This is a genomic window from Caballeronia arvi (assembly GCF_001544695.2).
GTDB classification, from domain to species: Bacteria; Pseudomonadota; Gammaproteobacteria; order Burkholderiales; family Burkholderiaceae; genus Caballeronia; species Caballeronia arvi.
In genome coordinates this window covers 44,582-59,435 of the sequence record NZ_FCOM02000027.1, presented here as the reverse complement: position 1 = coordinate 59,435, position 14,854 = coordinate 44,582, and the positions used below count along the sequence as shown (strand labels likewise).

At 64.3% G+C, this 14,854-nt stretch carries 14 protein-coding genes; 3 read left to right on the top strand and 11 right to left on the bottom strand.

Annotation, left to right across the window (positions count from 1 at the left end; translation table 11 throughout):
* Positions 1-21: 21 nt before the first annotated feature.
* The 8 genes from ugpB to pilM all read right to left on the bottom strand — a co-directional run bounded on the left by ugpB (position 22) and on the right by pilM (position 8,439).
* Positions 22-1,347, bottom strand: coding sequence for a sn-glycerol-3-phosphate ABC transporter substrate-binding protein UgpB (ugpB, locus tag AWB74_RS25605; protein WP_061149474.1), 1,326 nt, complete (start codon positions 1,345-1,347; stop codon positions 22-24).
* Positions 1,348-1,391: 44 nt separating this feature from the next.
* Complete coding sequence (locus AWB74_RS25600) at positions 1,392-2,612, bottom strand: deoxyguanosinetriphosphate triphosphohydrolase (RefSeq protein ID WP_061149473.1); 1,221 nt, start codon at positions 2,610-2,612, stop codon at positions 1,392-1,394.
* A gap of 54 nt (positions 2,613-2,666) precedes the next feature.
* On the bottom strand, positions 2,667-3,743 hold the full coding sequence (gene aroB / locus AWB74_RS25595; RefSeq protein ID WP_061149515.1) for a 3-dehydroquinate synthase: 1,077 nt from the start codon (positions 3,741-3,743) through the stop codon (positions 2,667-2,669).
* Positions 3,744-3,759: 16 nt separating this feature from the next.
* Positions 3,760-4,305: a shikimate kinase gene (locus AWB74_RS25590; protein WP_061149472.1), complete on the bottom strand. Its 546-nt coding sequence runs from the start codon at positions 4,303-4,305 to the stop codon at positions 3,760-3,762.
* Between the two features lie 93 nt (positions 4,306-4,398).
* The gene (locus AWB74_RS25585; protein ID WP_061149471.1) at positions 4,399-5,907 is read right to left on the bottom strand and encodes a type IV pilus secretin PilQ; all 1,509 of its coding nucleotides are present in this window, start codon (positions 5,905-5,907) and stop codon (positions 4,399-4,401) included.
* Complete coding sequence (gene pilO, locus AWB74_RS25580; protein WP_061149470.1) at positions 5,904-6,773, bottom strand: type 4a pilus biogenesis protein PilO; 870 nt, start codon at positions 6,771-6,773, stop codon at positions 5,904-5,906. Before pilO ends, AWB74_RS25585 begins: the two co-directional genes overlap by 4 nt.
* 2 nt (positions 6,774-6,775) lie before the next feature.
* Entirely contained in the window at positions 6,776-7,441 is a 666-nt protein-coding gene (locus tag AWB74_RS25575) for a PilN domain-containing protein (RefSeq protein WP_061149469.1), read from the bottom strand.
* Positions 7,438-8,439 carry a type IV pilus biogenesis protein PilM gene (gene pilM / locus AWB74_RS25570; protein WP_061149468.1) on the bottom strand — a complete coding sequence of 334 codons (1,002 nt, stop codon included), beginning with the start codon at positions 8,437-8,439 and terminating at the stop codon, positions 7,438-7,440. The genes AWB74_RS25575 and pilM overlap by 4 nt, the downstream gene beginning before the upstream one ends.
* 250 nt (positions 8,440-8,689) lie before the next feature.
* On the opposite strand from pilM, the gene AWB74_RS25565 reads away from it, so the two are divergent.
* Positions 8,690-11,098, top strand: coding sequence for a penicillin-binding protein 1A (locus tag AWB74_RS25565; protein ID WP_061149467.1), 2,409 nt, complete (start codon positions 8,690-8,692; stop codon positions 11,096-11,098).
* A 66-nt stretch (positions 11,099-11,164) separates the two neighbouring features.
* Here AWB74_RS25565 and cyaY read toward each other — a convergent pair whose 3' ends face one another.
* Positions 11,165-11,482 (bottom strand): iron donor protein CyaY, encoded by a 318-nt coding sequence (gene cyaY, locus AWB74_RS25560; RefSeq protein ID WP_061149466.1) that lies wholly within the window; start codon positions 11,480-11,482, stop codon positions 11,165-11,167.
* A gap of 35 nt (positions 11,483-11,517) precedes the next feature.
* On the opposite strand from cyaY, the gene AWB74_RS25555 reads away from it, so the two are divergent.
* Together AWB74_RS25555 and lysA are read left to right on the top strand one after the other, a co-directional pair.
* On the top strand, positions 11,518-11,826 hold the full coding sequence (locus AWB74_RS25555) for an LPS-assembly lipoprotein LptM domain-containing protein (protein WP_061149465.1): 309 nt from the start codon (positions 11,518-11,520) through the stop codon (positions 11,824-11,826).
* 44 nt (positions 11,827-11,870) lie between these two features.
* Positions 11,871-13,133, top strand: a complete 1,263-nt coding sequence (gene lysA / locus AWB74_RS25550) for a diaminopimelate decarboxylase (protein WP_061149464.1) — start codon at positions 11,871-11,873, stop codon at positions 13,131-13,133.
* A gap of 50 nt (positions 13,134-13,183) precedes the next feature.
* Here the strand turns inward: lysA and msrQ are convergent, their stop codons facing one another.
* Complete coding sequence (gene msrQ / locus AWB74_RS25545) at positions 13,184-13,828, bottom strand: protein-methionine-sulfoxide reductase heme-binding subunit MsrQ (protein ID WP_061149463.1); 645 nt, start codon at positions 13,826-13,828, stop codon at positions 13,184-13,186.
* Between the two features lie 3 nt (positions 13,829-13,831).
* Positions 13,832-14,812: a protein-methionine-sulfoxide reductase catalytic subunit MsrP gene (msrP, locus tag AWB74_RS25540; RefSeq protein WP_061149462.1), complete on the bottom strand. Its 981-nt coding sequence runs from the start codon at positions 14,810-14,812 to the stop codon at positions 13,832-13,834.
* Positions 14,813-14,854 lie beyond the last annotated feature (42 nt).

The window sequence follows — 14,854 nt, the reverse complement described above, 5'->3', positions numbered from 1 at the left end:
GGCGCATGCGCTTAGTGACCTTTAATTGCCGGTTTTTTCGAAACGGCGCAGCAGTTCGTCGCCACGTTGCACTGATGCGTCGAGCGCTTGCTGCGGCGTCTTCTTCTCGGCCCAGACCTGCTCGAGCTCTTCATCGACGATGGTGCGGATCTGCGGCATGTTGCCCAGACGCAGGCCCTTCGTGAACGGCAGCGGCGGCTTGTTCATCATCTGCTTGATCGCGATGTCCGCGCCCGGATTCTTGTCGTAAAAGCCCTGCTTCTGCGTGAGCTCATACGCGGCCTGCGTGACCGGCAGATAGCCCGTGTCCTGATGCCATTTCGCGGCGACTTCCGGCGTCGACAGATACGCGAGGAACTTCGCGACGCCCTTGTAGACGGTGGGGTCCTTGCCCGACAACACCCACAAACTCGCGCCGCCGATGATCGCGTTCTGCGGCGCGCCCTTCACGCTCGCGTCGTACGGCATCATGCCGACGCCGTAATCGAACTTCGCGTATTTGGCGATGGTCGCACGCGAGCCCGACGAGTTCGTGATGATGCCGCAGTCGCCGCTATAGAACTTCGACACCGGCTCGTCCTTGCGGCCCACATACGTGAACGTGCCTTCCTTCGCCATGTTCTGCAGGAACTGGATATGCGCGACCTGCAGCGGCTTGTTGAATTCGAGCTTGGCGTCGAGGCCGTCGAAGCCGTTGTTCTTCGTCGCGAACGGCGCGGCGTGCCACGCGCTGTAATTTTCGAGCTGAATCCAGCTCTGCCATCCCGAGGAATAACCGCACGAGTAACCCGCGGCTTTCAGCTTCTTCGCGTCGGCTTCGACGTCGGCCCAGGTTTTCGGCGGCTGATTCGGATCGAGCCCGGCCTTCTTGAACGCGTCCTTGTTGTAGTAGAGAACGGGCGTCGAGCTGTTGAACGGCATCGAGATGAGATGGCCGGTCTTCGCGTCGCTGTAATAGCCGGCGATGGTCGGCACGAATGCCTTTTCGTCGAGCGGCACGCCTGCCTGCTTGAACACATCGGAGACGGGAATGACGGCTTTCTTCGCCTGCATCATCGTCGCTGTGCCGACTTCGTAGACTTGCAGGATCGCGGGCGCATTGCCGCTGCGATACGCCGCGATGCCCGCCGCGAGCGTCTGGTCATACGTGCCCTTGAACACGGGAACGATCTTGTAATCGCTCTGGGACTTGTTGAAGTCGGTGGCGATGTCGCTCACGCGCTCGCCGAGCGCGGCTTCCATCGCGTGCCAGAACTGGATTTCCGTCGCGGCGTGTGCGGCCGTGGCGGCGCCGAACATGAGAACGGCGGCCGCCGGGATCGAGCGGAACAAGGGCTTGCAGCTCATCGATGAGTCTCCTTTTGAGGATTCGCGCTTAGAAACGCGCGATCTTAGTTGTTGTCGATGACAAACAGGCGTTGATACTCTTTCAATGCGTAGCGATCCGTCATGCCGGCGATGTAATGCGCGATCAGCCGCGCCTGCGAGCTGTCATGGCTCAATGAAGGCGCATCGTTGGCCGATTCCTCCGCCACTGGCAAGCGCGCCTGATATGCAGGCGGTAGAAGACGCGGGTCATCGGTGAAGGCTTCGAACAGGCCCGTCACGACGCGCTTCGCCTTGTTCGCCATACGCATCACGCGATAGTGCCGGTACAGGTTCTTGAACAGAAAGCGCTTGAGTTGCGCCGCCTGAGCCGCGACTTCATCGCTGTGCGCGACGAGCGACGGCGCCTTGCGGATATCGTCGAGCGATTGCGGCGCGACGCGTTCGAGATTGCGGCTCGTCGACTCGATCAGATCGACGATCAGCGTATTGATGATGCGGCGGATAGTCTCGTGAATCAGCCTGCGCCCTTCGATGTTCGGATAATCGGCGCGGGCGGCATCGAAATGCGTGTGCCACAGGCTCACTTCGGAAAGCTGTTCGAGCGTGATGAGGCCGGAGCGCAGGCCGTCGTCGACATCGTGATTGTTGTACGCGATTTCATCCGCGACATTCGCGATCTGCGCTTCGAGCGAAGGCTGCTTGCCGGTGAGAAAGCGCTCGCCGAGATCGCCGAGCTTGCGCGCGTTCTCACGCGAACAATGCTTGAGAATGCCTTCGCGCGTTTCGAAGCACAAGTTCAGGCCGTTGAACGCGCCGTAGTGCTCTTCGAGTTGATCGACCACTGCGAGGCTCTGCAGATTGTGCTCGAAGCCGCCGTGATCGCGCATGCATTCGTGCAGCGCATCCTGTCCGGCGTGGCCGAACGGCGTGTGGCCGAGATCGTGCGCGAGCGAAATCGCTTCGACGAGATCCTCGTTCAGCCGCAGATTGCGCGCGACCGAACGCGCGATCTGCGCGACTTCGAGACTGTGCGTGAGCCGCGTGCGGAAGAGGTCGCCTTCGTGATTGACGAAGACCTGCGTCTTGTATTCGAGCCGGCGAAACGCGGTCGAATGCACGATGCGGTCGCGGTCGCGCTGGAACTCGGTGCGCGCGGCGGGCGGCGCTTCGGCGAATCTGCGCCCGCGCGATTGCGACGAATGCGCGGCGTACGGCGCGAGATGCGCCTCGAGCGCGAGCGACGACGGCGCGCCCGGCGGAAGTTGCTGTTCTTTTTCGCTCACCGGCTGCTCCGCTTCGTCGTGGTGCTTCGTCGTATTAGCCGCCGCTCGCGCGGATCAGACGCTGGCTGCGAGCGTCGCGCGCACCGCCTGATCGGGCGCGCTCGTGATCTCGGTCGCGCCGAAGCGGGTCAGCAGAATGAATTTGATCTCGCCGGCTTCCGCTTTCTTGTCGACCTTCATCAGATCGACGTAGCGGTCGTCGCCGAGCCTGGGCGCCGTGACTGGCAGCCTGGCCGCTTCGATCACGCGCACGAGACGCTGGCGCGCGGCTTCGTCGAGCTTGCCGAGGCGCACGGACAGGTCCGCCGCCATCACCATGCCGCAGCCGACCGCCTCGCCGTGCAGCCATTCGCCGTAGCCGAGACCGGCTTCGATCGCATGGCCGAAGGTATGGCCGAAATTAAGGATCGCGCGCTGCCCGCCTTCGCGCTCGTCCGACGCCACCACCGACGCCTTGATCTCGCACGAGCGCTTCACGGCGTGCGCGAGGGCGTTTTCGTCCAGACGATTGAGCGCGTCGATGTTCGCTTCGATCCACTCGAAGAAATCGGCGTCCTTGATCGCGGCCGTCTTGATGACTTCGGCGATGCCCGCGGCCAGCTCGCGCTCCGGCAAAGTCCGCAGCGCACCGATATCCGCGATCACCGCTTGCGGCTGATAGAACGCGCCGATCATGTTCTTGCCGAGCGGATGATTGATGCCCGTCTTGCCACCGACAGACGAATCGACTTGCGACAGCAGCGTAGTCGGAACCTGGATGAACGGCACGCCGCGCATGTAGCACGCAGCCGCGAAGCCGGTCATGTCGCCGACGACGCCGCCGCCGAGCGCGATCAGCGTCGTCTTGCGGTCGGCACGTTCGGTGAGGAGCGCATCGAAGATCTTGTTGAGCGTTTCCCAGTTCTTGTGCGCCTCGCCGTCAGGAAGGACGACCGTCGTCACTTTCTTGCCGAGCGGTTCGAGCGCCGCACGCAACTGGTCGCCGTAGAGCGGATCGATGGTGGAGTTCGTGACGATCGCCACGGACGCACCCTTGATATGCGGCGCGAAAAGTTCGCTGCGGCCGATCAGGTCCGCACCGATATGAATGGGATAGGCGCGCTCGCCCAGTTCGACGTTGACTATATTCATGGCGGACATGTGATCTTCAGGCCGGTTTGACGACGCCGGCGACCTCCAGTTGCATCAGGACCATGTTCACGAGCGCGTTCACGGTCGGCCGCCCCGTTTCCACAACGAAGTGCGCGCATTCGTGATACAGCGGATCGCGCGTGTGGAAAAGCGCTTCGAGCTTGCCGCGCGGGTCTTCGGTCTGCAACAGCGGGCGATTCTTGTCGCGCCGCGTGCGCTGCCACAGATCGTGCGGATTCGCGCGCAGATAAATGACGATGCCGCGATTCTTCAGATGTTCGCGGTTCTCGGGACGCAGCACCGCGCCGCCGCCCGTTGCGAGCACGATGCCGTTGCGCTGCGACAGCTCATCGATGATATGTGCCTCACGCTGACGAAACCCGTCCTCGCCCTCGAGTTCCCAGATCACCGGAATCCGGGCGCCCGTGCGCGCTTCGATCTCCAGATCCGAATCGATGAACGAGCGCTGCAGACGGCGCGCAACCGCACGGCCCACGGTGGTCTTACCCGCCCCCATGAGTCCGACGAAAAAAATGTTCGCGTTCGCGTGCCCTTCCTGCAACTCGGTTCCCTTCCAGTTCGATGCAATTCGTTCGTGCGGCAGCTTAAGGGCAAACCGCCCGCTTTGTCGAGTCGCGCCCCTTTGTGGCTGCGCTCAGCCGCCGCTCGCTATCACATGTGGCGTAATCAATATGACCAGTTCGCTTTTCGAGCTGCGCCGCGCGTCGTGACGAAACAGCCAGCCGATCAGCGGCAGCTTCGACAAACCCGGCACGCCAGTCACGTCGTCGCGCTCGTCGTTGGAATAAATACCGCCGATCGCGACCGTTCCGCCGTTTTCCACTTCCACGCGCGTCTGGACGTGCTTGGTGTGGATGGCCGGGCCGTTCGCCGTCTGCTCGCCGAGACTGTCCTTCGTGATGTCGAGATCCAGAATGACGTGGCCATGCGGCGTGATCTGCGGCTCGACCTCCAGTTTGAGCGTTGCGCGCCGAAACTGCACGCCCGACATACCGTTGCCGACCTTCGCCTGATACGGCACTTCCATGCCCTGCTCGACGACCGACTTCACCCGGTCCGCCGTCACGACGCGCGGACGCGATACGATCTGTCCGCGCCCTTCCGCTTCCAGCGCGCTCACTTCGACGTTGAGCAGCCGCGTGGCCTGCGCGACGAACAGCGTCAGCCCGGCGGTCGCCGCGTCGAAACCGTTGATCGGCCCCGCCGACAGATCGTATACCACACCGTCCTTCCCGCCCGCGAGCCCGGTCGCCGGATCGCTTTGCGGCGCGACGCCCAGCTTGACGCCGAGATTGCGCGACAGCCCCGCCTCGCCCTCGACGATCTTCGCCTCGATCATCACCTGCGGCGTCGGCTTATCGATGAGCGCGATCAGTTCGCCGATCTGCTGGATGCGCGCGTCGAGATCGGTGACGAAGAGCAGGTTCGTGCGCGCATCCGCGATGACGGAGCCGCGCTTGGATAGCACGCGCTGATTGCCCGAACCCGTCAGCATCTTGCGCAGCTCTTCCGCACGCGAATAGCGCAGCACGAACGTACGACTCGCGAGCGGCTCGAGATCCGCGGCGCGCGCGTGGGCCTCGAAGCGCAGCTTCTCGCGCGCGGCGAGTTCCGCGATCGGCGCGACCCAGATCAGGTTGCCATGCTGTTCCATCGCGAGGCCGTTGACTTCCAGCAGCGTGTCGAATGCGCGCCGCCACGGCACGGCGACGAGATTCATCGACACCTGTCCGCGCACTTTCTCGCTCGCGACGATGTTCAGGCCCGTGAAGCGCGCAAACGCATGCAGCGCGGCGCTCAGATCCGCGTTTTTCAGGTCGAGCGTGATCGGCTTGCCGTCGTTGCCGCCGGATTGGGCGCTGCTCAGGCGTTCGGGCGCCGGCAGCGGGACCGGCGGTCCTTCGAGCGCTTCCACGGCTTCGGCTGCCGGCTTGGCGGCGTCCGCGCCTTGAACCGCTGGTTGCGGGGGAGCCGCGTCGATCGCGATCTGATCCGCAGGCTGCTCGTCGAGCGATGCGGGGAGCGGCGGCAGCGGCGCGATGACCGCATCCGCGCTTTCGGCGGCCAGCGACGCGTGTGCGAGCAACAGCGCCGCCACGCCCGGCGCGATATATCGGCGTGAAAGCTGCGCGAACCGGTTCACTTGCGATCCTCCGCGAACGTCAGCTTGCGCGCGACGCCGTCGTTGCCAGCGAGCTCGATCGCACGCGGCACGACGCGCCCGAGCCATTCGTCGCCAATCTTCTGCCCCGGCGCGAAGGCATCGATGTCGCGGCCGCTTTGCAGCAGCGCCATCGCGCGCCTGCGTCCGACGAACGTGCCGACGAGCAGGATGTCGCCGCCCTGCACGGCCGCATCCGCGTTGCCGAACGGATCGACGACGAACGCGTCCGCGCGCGCTGCCGCGACGGGCGACACCGACGGCAGCGTTTCGAAGATGCGCAGCGTCGCTTCGACGGCGAGCCCGCCCGCCTGCCGTCGAATCTGCACGTTTTCGGGCACGACGAGCCGCGGCAGGCCGGCGAGCGCATCGAGGAAACGTCGAACTTCCGCGAACGTGCCGTCGGCGCGCAGTTTGAGCGCGCGTTCCGGGATCGGCTCGCGCGCCTTCGGATCGCCGCCCTTGATCGCGACAGGTTCGATGCCCGAAACGCGCAGCCCGTTTTGCGCCGCGAGATCGGCAACGGCGCGCAACGCGTCGGCGGCGCTCCAGTGTTCCGGCTCCAGCCGGCCCGACGCTACCCGCGCACGCAGCGCCGGCAGCTCTGCCGCGATGCGCCCCGTGTCCTGCGCCTTCGCCTGCGCCGCCGCCCATGCGGCCCGGCTCGCTTCGAGCTGGCTCGCGTCGGACATCCGCAACGCTCGCAGCCCTGCGCCGAACACGAGCGCGCCCAACGCAAACGCGACACACGCGGTTCGAAGCCCCGACCATTCATCGACCGGCTGCATGATGGACTGCGCACCGCGAGATTGCTTCCTCAGCCGGAAGTTCATCGGAATCGTGCTCATGGTCAGTTCCCCCGCACGGCCGTCAATACAGGCCGCGCCTGACGCGACGCGGCCTGATCGCGCGAATGATCCGGCGCATAGCGCACTAGCGCGACGAATTCGAAATGCGCCGGACGGTTTTCGATCGCCGTCGATGCAGCGCGCTTGCCCGGCGCAGCCGAGTCCGCGCGCCGCTTCATCTCGATCACTTCCACCGACTGCACGCCGCGCAGCCGCTCCAGCCGCTTGAGCCAAAGCGCTGCCGCCTGCGAATCGGGCGCGAGCGCGGCAAGCTCGACCTCGTCCGTTCGCTGCGACACGCGTTGCAGCGCAATGCCACGCTGCGGCGGCGCCTCCGCCAGCGCTTCGAGCAGCGCCAGGAAGCGCTCGCGCGGCAAAGCCAGCGGCTGCGCGGCCTCGCGCGCGCGACGCCGTTCAGCTTCCGCGCGAAGGAGCCGCGCGTGTTCGTCGATCTGGGCGCCCGATGCGCGCAACGACGTCTCCAGCGCCACGCGCCGCTCATCCAGGCGGGCGCGCTCGAACGCGTCCCAGCCAGCCACGGCGCCGACGGCCGCGCAACCGGCCAGCGTCACGGCGCCAAGCAGCGCGAGCCGCTGACGCCGCATCTCACGGCGCCTGCGCGCGCGATACGGCAGCAAGTTGAATCCATCGAGCATGACTGCGTTCATTGCATCACCTCGCGCAGTGCGAGTCCGAACGCGACGGCGAAACGCGGCGAATGCTTATACGCGGACGAAACGCCCGATGCGCCGTTGCAATACGGCGCGGCCTCGAAGGGCAGCGCCGGACAGCCGAAGGTCTTGCCCAGCGCGGGAACCGGAACGCACGCATGCGCCAGCAATTCGATCTGCCCGCCGACGTATATGCAATCGAGCGGCGCGTCCTGCCCGACGAGATCGTGAAGCGCCTCGGCGATGCTCCGATGCTCCGGCGAGGGATAGCGCAGCTCGCTCTCGACGCCGCGCGAGCCGACGAGCCAGCCGTGCAAGCCGGTGCTTTCCAGCCAGCAGACGAGATAGCGCGCGTCGGCGTCCAGTTCGGTCGAGCCGGCATGGCGCATCGCGCGCAACGCGGCTGCCGGCTCTCCGTCGATGGCCGACAGCGCGATGCCCGCCTCCGCCGCCGTCTCGACGCGCGCCTCGACATGCCGCCGCGCCGTGGCCGCGATCGCGACCTGCGCCTCGCCGTCCTCGCGCGCCTGCACGGACCAGTCCACAGCCAGCGCGCCGCGCTCGATGCCCGCGGCGCGCTCGGCTTCGGCGAGCACCGCCGGTTCGAGAAAGCCGCGCGGGTCGCCGCCGATGTTGCCCGCGAAGTGATCGTGAACATCTATCAGACGAGCGAGCGGAACCTGCGTCGTGAGCGTCGCCGACGCGGGCAAACCCATCGCGCAGCGCAGCGCCCGCCATGCACCGGTTTCCGGCAGGCGCGCGAACGCTTCGCGCAACGCCCTCACGATGGCCGCACGATCGATGAAATCGCCATCGACCACCGCGCCCGAAGGCAACGCCACCGTCTCCAGATGCTCGACGCACACCGCCGCGTTCGCGCGCAATCGTCTACTGACGACCGCGAGCCGCACCGCGTCCTCACTTACGTCGATGCCCGCCGCATAGCGCCGCGTGACCGTCAGCATCGCGCCGCGCGGCGCTTTTTCCTTACTCATGACCGACTCCTTCCGTTCAATCGCGCGCCGAACCGTTCGGGCGCCTGATGGGGAAGAATTGTCGCGAGCGTCATCGGCGGCGAACACTCGGCCGAACGGCCAACGCGCGCGATATCCCGATGCTTCCGGACCGGATCGCGCGTATCTTGAAGACAGCGGCAGGCATACGTGACGGCCGCATGCGCCGCGACCGCTCAGAAATGTCCCAAATCCGGGCGGCTATAATCGCGGGACCGTTTTTGGTGGTGCTATGCAATCCTCTTCCCCGAACACCCCCCCGTCCACGCCGCCCGAAGGGCACAAGAAAGCCAGGCGCCCGTGGTGGGCGCGGCTTCTCCTCGGTTTTGGCGTCAGCGTATTTGCCCTCGTCGTCTGCGCGGGTCTCGTCCTCGGCTACGCGCTCGTCGTCGCAATGCCGAACCTGCCTTCGCTCGAGGCGCTCACGGACTACAAGCCGAAGGTGCCGCTGCGCATCTATACGGCCGATCACCTTCTGATCGGTGAATTCGGCGAGGAACGCCGCAGCGTCGTGCGCATTCAGGACGTGCCCGATCATCTGAAAAAAGCCGTGCTCGCGATCGAAGATGCGCGTTTCTACGATCATGGCGGCGTCGATCTCACCGGCATCCTGCGCGCGGGCACGGTCGCACTGACCAACGGCCACGCATCGCAGGGCGCGAGCACGATCACGATGCAGGTCGCGCGCAACTTCTTCCTGTCGAGCGAAAAGACCTACACGCGCAAGATCTACGAGATGCTGCTCGCCTACAAGATCGAGCGCGCGCTGACGAAAGATCAGATTCTCGAGGTCTATATGAATCAGATCTATCTCGGGCAGCGCGCGTACGGCTTCGCAAGCGCGGCGCGCGTCTATTTCGGCAAGGATCTGAAGGACATTTCGCTCGCAGAAGCCGCGATGCTCGCAGGTCTGCCGAAAGCGCCGTCGGCGTATAACCCGGTCGTCAATCCGAAACGCGCGAAGGTGCGGCAGGAGTACATCCTGCAACGCATGCACGAGCTGAACTTCATCACGCAGGACCAGTACGAGCAGGCCGTGAAGCAGGCGCTCGTCGTGAAGGGACAGGGCCGCGAGTTCAGCGTGCATGCCGAGTACGTCGCGGAAATGGTCCGTCAGATGATGTACGCGCAGTACCGCGAGGAAGCCTACACGCGCGGCCTGAACGTCGTGACGACGATCGATTCCGCCGATCAGGACGCCGCCTATCGCGCGGTGCGCAAGGGTCTGATGGACTACGAGCACCGCCACGGCTATCGCGGGCCGGAAGGCTATATCGATCTGCCGAAAGATGCCGACGACCGTGAGCAGGCCATCGACGACGCGCTCGCCGAGCATCCCGACAATGGCGAGATCGTCGCGGCGGTGGTGACGTCGGCGAATCCGAAGGAAGTGAAGGCGAGCTTCATCGACGGCAATACGGCGACGATCGCCGGCAACGATCTGCGCTTCGTGCAGTTCGCGCTCAGCCCGAAAGCGCAACCGAACGCGCGTATTCGTCCGGGCGCGATCGTGCGGCTCATGAAGGACGACGACGGCAACTGGGTCATCACGCAACTGCCGCAAGTGGAAGGCGCGTTCATCTCGATGGTCCCGCAGGACGGCGCGATCCGCGCGCTCGTCGGCGGCTTCGACTTCAACAAGAACAAGTTCAATCACGTCACGCAGGCGTGGCGCCAGCCGGGTTCGAGCTTCAAGCCGTTCATCTATTCGGCGTCGCTCGAAAAGGGTTTGTCGCCCGCGACCATCATCAACGACGGCCCGCTCTTCTTCAGCGCGGCCGAGACCGGCGGCCAGGCGTGGGAGCCGAAGAACTACGGCGGCGGCTTCGACGGCCCGATGAGCATGCGCTCCGCGCTGCAGAAATCGAAGAACATGGTGTCGATCCGCATCCTGAGTCATATCGGCACGAAATACGCGCAGCAGTACATCACGCGTTTCGGCTTCGACGCGGACCGTCATCCCGCCTATCTGCCGATGGCGCTCGGCGCGGGTCTCGTCACGCCGTTGCAGATGGCGGCGGGCTACGCGGTGTTCGCGAACGGTGGTTATCGCGTGAATCCGTATCTGATCGCCGACATCACCGATCCTTACGGCCGCGTCGTATCGCATCCGCAGCCGCTCGTCGCGCAGCAGAGCGCGCCGCTCGCCATCACGCCGCGCAACGCGTTCGTGATGAACAGTCTGTTGCAGAGCGTCGCGCAGCACGGCACGGGCGCGAAGACGAACCAGTTGAAGCGTGGCGATCTCGCCGGCAAGACCGGCACGACGAACGATTCGCGCGATGCATGGTTCGCCGGCTATCAGCGCACGCTCGTGGCGATCGCGTGGATCGGCTACGACAATCCGCGCAGCCTCGGCGACAAGGAAACGGGCGGCGGTCTCGCGCTGCCGGTGTGGATGGATTACATGGGCAAAGCGCTCAAGGGCGTACCCGAGTACAAGCCGCTGATGCCGCCCGATATCACGTCGCTCGGCAACGAACTGTACTTCGACGACATGACGCCGGGCCACGGCTTCGTCGCGACGATCGGTGTCAGTCAGGCGCCGCCGCAGGAAGGCGTATCCGGCGTGACGGCGCCCGCGCCGGAAGTCGGCGAACAGGAAAAGCAGGACATCATGAATCTGTTCAAGGGGCAGTAAGCGCGCCCTTGCGACGATCGAAGCGAGCGAGGTCGAAAGACCCGCTCGCTTTTTTTACGCCTTGAATTACGCCTTGAAGCGGACCGGCTCGCCGGCCTGCTCGGTCGAATACTTGGTCAGCGTGGCGAAGAATTCGCTGTTGTCGCGCGTATCGCGCCATGCGCCATCGACGTACTTGTAGTGGAATCCGCCCGCCTTCGCCGCGAGCCAGATCTCGTGCTTCGGCGGCTGCAGATTGACGATCACCTTCGTGCGATTTTCGAATTCCAGCGTGAGCACATTGCCGCTGCGCTCGAATTCGATATCGGCCTCGGCTGCGTCCACCGAGCGCTCGATGGCCGTCAGCGCGGCCTCCGCCAGCGTCAGGTATTCCTGGTCTGTCATGCTAAACTCCATCGATTAAACGTATAGGGACGGTCATGCGAGTCGTTTTCAGGATGAGCGCGATTGTAGCGGCTTTGGCCTTGAGCGCCGCAGCCACTCTCTCGCTCGGCGGTTGTGGGCAACGCGGCTCGCTTTATCTGCCGACAGTCCCGCCGCTACCGCAACGTCCCAACGATCTCCAGAATACGCCGCCTTCGAATGTCACTCCGGGCAGCGAGACGGCATCGCGCACGGGCAGCGTTCCGGATACGTCGGGCGAGCCGCTGACGCTCTCGCCGGAGACCGGTCTGAATGCCGCACCCAACGCTGCATCGGCGCCGAAAGCCGCATCGTCTGCTTACTGATCCGCAAGTCTTAACGCCTTCATTGGCGCAACCCGATTCCACGCATGAGTGATTCCGCATTCCATTACGTCGACGGCGTGCTGCACGCCGAAGGCGTCTCCGCCGTGTCGCTCGCGGAGCAGTTCGGCACGCCGCTCTACGTCTATTCGCGCGATGCGCTCTCACGCGCCTATCACGCTTACGCCGACGCCTGCGCGGGCCGCAAGGCAACCGTGCATGTCGCGGTGAAGGCGAACAGCAATCTCGCCGTGCTCAACGTGTTCGCGCGCATGGGCGCGGGCTTCGACATCGTGTCGTCGGGTGAGCTCGCGCGCGTGCTCGCGGCGGGCGGCAAAGCGGAGAACACCGTGTTTTCCGGCGTCGGCAAGACGGCCGCAGAAATGCGCGAGGCGCTCGAAGCGGGCGTGAAGTGCTTCAACGTCGAATCGATTCCCGAACTGCACGCGCTGAACGAAGTGGCGAAGTCGCTCGGCAAGAAAGCGCCCGTGTCGCTGCGTGTGAATCCCGACGTCGATGCGAAAACGCATCCTTATATTTCCACGGGCCTGAAGTCGAACAAGTTCGGCGTCGCGTTCAGCGATGCGCGCGCAACGTACCGTGAAGCGCATGCGATGCCGAATCTCGATGTCGTCGGCATCGATTGCCATATCGGCTCGCAGATCACCGAAATCAGTCCGTATCTCGATGCGGTCGACAAGCTGCTCGAACTCGTCGTGCAGATCGAAGCCGATGGCATGAGCATTCGTCACGTAGACGTTGGCGGCGGGCTCGGCATCACCTACGACGACGAAACGCCGCCCGATATCGGCGTGTTCGTGAAGACGCTGCTCGATCACATCGAGAAGCGCGGCCACGGCCAGCGCGAAGTGTATTTCGAGCCGGGACGCTCGCTCGTCGGCAATGCAGGCGTGCTGCTCACGCGCGTCGAGTTCCTGAAGCCGGGCGAGGAAAAGAACTTCGCCATCGTCGATGCCGCGATGAACGACCTCGCACGCCCCGCGATGTACGAGGCGTTTCATCGCATCGTGCCGGTCGAGAAGCGCAACGCGAACGCGCACAAGTACGACGTCGTCGGTCCGGTGTGCGAAAGCGGCGACTGGCTCGGACGCGATCGCGATCTGGCCATCGAGCCGGGCGACCTGCTCGCGATCTGCTCTGCCGGCGCATATGGTTTCGTGATGAGCTCGAACTACAACACGCGTCCGCGCGCCGCCGAGATCATGGTCGATGGCGAACGCGCGCGTCTCGTGCGCGAGCGCGAGACGGTCGCGCAGTTGTTCGCCGGAGAATCGATCCTGCCGGACTGAAGCTTCGCGCTTCGATGAAACAAGCGACGCTCGAATAGCGTCGCTTTTTTTTATGCACGTCTGGTTCGCGCTCGAAGCCACGCAATCACGCGCCAGCCGAGCAGCACGATCACGATCGAGCCATAAATCTTCGGCAGTTCGAAATCGTGCTTGCCCGCCTTCATCCACCAGAAATGCAGGATGGCGAGCGCGGCGATCAGGTAGATCGTGCGATGCAAGGTCTGCCAGCGGCGCCCGAGCTTGCGGACCATCGCCTTGGGTGACGTCACGGCGAGCGGAATCAGCAGCACGAACGCCGTGAAGCCGACCGTGATGAACGGCCGCTTGCCGATGTCCTTCACCATCTCGGCGACATCGAACCATTTATCGAACCAGATGTAGGTCGTGAAATGCAGCATGGCGAAGAAGAACGCGAAGAGTCCGATCATCCGGCGAAAACGCGCGAGCGCCGTCACGCCGGTCAGGCGTCGCACGGGCGTGATCGAGAGCGTGGTGCACAGATAGACGAGCGTCCAGAGTCCCGTCGAGCGCGTGATGAACTCGATCGGATTCGCGCCCAATCCGCCGTTCGCGCCGAGAAAGATCAGACGCGCGAGCGGATACAGCATCGCGATGAACACGGCGACTTTCACCGGAACGATCCATCGCGGTGCCGTCGCGACGCGCGTGCTCTTGATCTGAGAAGCGGAGGACATCGTTCAGAAATTCTTCTTCAGATCCATGCCCTGATACAGGGACGCGACCTGATCGCCGTAGCCATTGAACATGAGCGTCTTGCGCTTCGGCGCGAAGAAGCCGTCCTCGCCGATGCGGCGTTCCGTCGCCTGACTCCAGCGCGGATGATCGACGTTCGGATTCACGTTCGAATAGAAGCCGTATTCGCTCGGCGCGTACAGGTTCCAGCTCGTCGGCGGCTGCTTTTCGACGAAGCGGATTTTCACGAGCGACTTCGCGCTCTTGAAGCCGTACTTCCACGGCACGACGACGCGCACCGGCGCGCCGTTCTGATTCGGCAGCACTTCGCCATACAGGCCGACCGTCAGCAGCGTGAGCGGGTTCATCGCCTCGTCCATGCGCAGGCCTTCGGAATACGGCCATTCGAGGATCGGCGTCGAGAGTCCCGGCATCTGCGACGCATCTGCGAGCGTGATGAACTGCACGTACTTCGCGCTGCCCGTCGGCTCGGCGCGCTTGATGAGTTCGGACAAGGACACGCCGATCCACGGAATCACCATCGACCAGCCTTCGACGCAACGCAGCCGGTACACGCGTTCTTCGAGCGGCGCGAGCTTGAGGAGATCGCCGATGTCGTAGACCTTCGGATTCTTGATCGCGCCTTCGACAGAGACCTTCCACGGCCGCGGACGCAACGCGCCGGCATGTTCGGCGGGATCGCCCTTGTCGGTGCCGAATTCGTAGAAGTTGTTGTACGTCGTAATGTCTTTGAGCGACGTAGCCTTGTCGAGCGCGACGAACTTCGGATTGGTCGTCGCGGCCAGCTTCTGGCCTTTCGCATCGGGCGATGTCGTCGTCGCGTGCGCGAGGCCCGTCGCGCTCATCATGCCCATCGCACCGATCGAGCGCAGCACGCGGCGACGGCTCTCGAACACGTCGCGCGGCGTGATTTCATGACCCGGGATGTCATCGCCATAAAAATGACGATTTCGTCTGATCCACATGAGGCGTTGCTCCTTCGTTCATATACGGACAAACAGCAGATT